This window comes from Pseudomonas sp. XP2 (genome assembly GCF_053557975.1).
In genome coordinates this window covers 1-3,148 of record NZ_JBNRIK010000061.1, presented here as the reverse complement: position 1 = coordinate 3,148, position 3,148 = coordinate 1, and the positions used below count along the sequence as shown (strand labels likewise).

Below are 3,148 nucleotides of genomic sequence, written 5' to 3'. Positions count from 1 at the left end.
TGGGGCGCGAAGCGGCCCTGGGGTTTGAGCTTCGCCGCCGAAATTGCCGGGGCCGCTTCGCGCCCCATCGCGGCACAAGGCCGCTCCTACAATGGACCGCGTCAGGCTGGAGTCTCGGTTCAAGGCTCCAGCCCGATCCCCCGCAAGATCACGCTGGTCACCGTTTGCACCGCACTCTCGAACGCCATGTCCGACAGCATCTCGCCGCCATTGAGCAACTGCACCTGGTAACCGAAGTCGGCATAGTGCTGGGTGGACGCCCAGATCATGTACAGCAATGCCGACGGTTCAACCGGCAGAATACGCCCCTCCTCCACCCAACGGCGGATCTTGGCTTCTTTCAATTTCGCCCAGGGCACCAGGCTGTCATCCAGGTTCACCCCAAGCACAGGCGCCCCGTGCAGCATCTCTTCGGCCCAGATCTTCGAGCCCAGTGGCCGCGAGCGCGAATGGCCCATCTTGGCCCTGATGTAGCTGGTCAGCACCACACGCGGGTCGTCGAAGTTCTCGAAGCACAGTGCGTCCTGCTTCCACACATCCAGCAGGTCCTGCAGCACCGCGCGGAACAGCTCGTCCTTGGTGCTGAAGTAATAATGCAGGTTGGAGCGCGGCAATTCGGCCTGCTCGGCGATATCGCCCATGGACGTGGCGCCATAACCTTTGTCGGCGAACACCTTTTCCGCCGCCTGCAAAATTTTCTCGATATTGCGTCGGCGGATTTCGATCTTGTGGTTGGCCATCAGGCTTGGGCCGTCCACACCGCCAGTTCATAGCCGTCCGGGTCGATGAAATGGAAGCGACGCCCGCCCGGAAAGGCAAAGGTCGCCCGGCTGATTGTCGCCCCGGCGGCCTCGACCCGCTGCTGTGTGGCATCGAGGTCGTCGGCGTACAAGATGACCAATGGCCCGCCCGGGCGTACTGGCTCGCCGGTGGTGAAGCCACCGGTCAGCCGGCCGTCACTGAACTCGGTATAGGCAGGCCCATAGTCGGTGAACGCCCAGCCGAACACGCTGCCATAGAAGGCTTTGCTGCTTGCGATGTCGCTGACATTGAACTCGATGTTGTCGATCTGCCGGTCAGTACCGCGAATGCCCATGTGTGCTCCGTGCCGTAGGGGGTTTGGCCTAGTCTACTCCGGTCGTTTCACACTTTTATATCAGGCGGCCTGAAACATCCGTGTGATTACAGGCTGATGGCGATGGCACGATGCGTCACCCATTGGTTGCGATCAGAAGCACGTCTATCCGCAACTCGCCCGGTCCCGCACCGGGCACTGTGCGCGATGAAGATTAAGTGCGGTGTTGATGATGCCGATATGGCTGAACGCCTGGGGGAAGTTGCCGAGCATGCGCTGGCCGGCCGGGTCGTACTGTTCCGCCAGCAAGCCAAGGTCGTTGCTCAAGCCGGTGAGGTGCTGGTACAGCGCTTCGGCTTCAGCCTGGCGCCCCAACAATACATAAACGTCTGCCAGCCAGAACGAGCACACCAGGAAGGTGCCTTCCCCCGGCGTCAGGCCGTCGCTGCAGCTGTCACTGTCGTAGCGCATCAGCAGGCCGTTCTTCAGCAGGCGCTGTTCGACCTGCTCCAGCGTGCGCAAAAAGCGTGGGTCATCTGCGGGCAAGAAGCCAGTCAGGGCGATCTGCAACAGGCTGGCATCCATCTCGGACGAGCCGTACGCCTGAACAAAAAACCGGCCACTGGGGTCCAGGCCTTTCTCACAAACTTCGCGGTGAATGTCGTCAGCCACCTGGCGGTAATGGTCCCCGCGCTCGCGGCCTTCTTCAGTGGTGTCGGCCAACCCTGCGGCACGGTCGAAGGCGACCCAGGCCATCACCTTGGAGTGCACGAACTGTTGCCGGCCGCCGCGCACTTCCCAGATGCCTTCGTCCGGCTCGCGCCAGATGCCTTCGACGTAAGGCATGATCAGGCGGGAGATGGCGGCGCTGCGCGGATGGCGCGGCAAGCCGCCCTTGATCGCCTGGGACATGGCATCGGCCAGTTCGCCATAGATGTCCAGCTGCATCTGCTGCGACGCGGCATTGCCTACCCGCACGGGTTGCGAATGCTCGTAACCGGCCAGCCACGGCAAGGTGTATTCCTGCAGGTCACGCTCGCCGGCCAGGCCATACATGATCTGCATCTGCTCAGGGTTGCCGGCCACCGAGCGCAGCAGCCATTCGCGCCAGGCCTGGGCTTCGTCAAAGTAGCCGAGGTTCATGAAGGCCAGCAGTGTCATGGTGGCATCGCGCAGCCAGCAGAAGCGGTAGTCCCAGTTGCGCTCCCCACCCACACGCTCGGGCAGCGAGGTGGTGACAGCGGCGACGATGCCACCCGTGGGGGCGTAGGTCATTGCCTTGAGGGTGAGCAACGAGCGGCGCACCAGGGCGGTGTATGGCCCTACCTGCGGGCAGCGGGTGGCGAAGGCCTGCCACTGCTCGACGGTTTGGGCAAAAGCCTGGTCGATATCGCAGTCGGGCTGCACGGGCAGGTGCGAGGGTTGGTGACGCAGGCTGAAGATTTGGCGCTCGCCCGTGCCAACACGAAAGCGCGCGACGGTATGGTGGTCGAGTGCATGCGGGGGGACGGTGCTGCACAGGATCAGCCGGTCAGGGCCGGCAACGGCGCTGAGGGTCAGTGGGGCGAGCCGTTCCACCCATGGCACACTGCGACCGTAGTCGAAGCGCATGACCAGGTCCATTTCAAAATTGGTTTCGCCACTGAGCCCCTCGACGATCCGCACCACCGAATTGACGTCGCCCAGCGGCATGAAGTCGAGCACCCGGGCACGGCCGGTGGCAGTGACCCAGGTGGTTTCCAGCACGAGGGTGTCGTCCAGGTATTGGCGGCTGCTGTGCTCGACGGGGTCGCAGGGGGCCACGCGCCAGCGGCCGTTTTCTTCGTTGCCCAGCAGGGCCGCAAACACGGCGGGGGCGTCGAATCGTGGCAGGCAGAGCCAGTCGAGCGAGCCATCGCGGCTGACCAGGGCGGCGCTGCGGCAGTTGCCCAGCAGGGCATAGTCTTCGATGTGGGCAGGCATTGAGTCTCCTTTCGGTTGAACCGGTTTGTTGCCTGTGCCGGCCGCTTCGCGGGGCAAGCCCGCTCCCACAGGTACTGCACAAGGTTCAAGTGCAGTAGGGTTCCCTGTGGG

The 3,148-nt window shown here is 63.5% G+C and carries 3 protein-coding genes; all 3 read right to left on the bottom strand.

What is annotated here, in order from left to right:
* Positions 1–119 precede the first annotated feature (119 nt).
* The gene (locus ACK1VC_RS28820; RefSeq protein ID WP_024717560.1) at positions 120–740 is read right to left on the bottom strand and encodes a TetR/AcrR family transcriptional regulator; all 621 of its coding nucleotides are present in this window, start codon (positions 738–740) and stop codon (positions 120–122) included.
* Positions 740–1,096: a VOC family protein gene (locus ACK1VC_RS28815; RefSeq protein ID WP_023047436.1), complete on the bottom strand. Its 357-nt coding sequence runs from the start codon at positions 1,094–1,096 to the stop codon at positions 740–742. The genes ACK1VC_RS28820 and ACK1VC_RS28815 overlap by 1 nt, the downstream gene beginning before the upstream one ends.
* 144 nt (positions 1,097–1,240) lie before the next feature.
* A complete protein-coding gene (locus ACK1VC_RS28810; RefSeq protein WP_016488152.1) occupies positions 1,241–3,037 on the bottom strand; it encodes a glycoside hydrolase family 15 protein in 1,797 nt (598 codons plus the stop codon).
* Between the last annotated feature and the right edge of the window lie 111 nt (positions 3,038–3,148).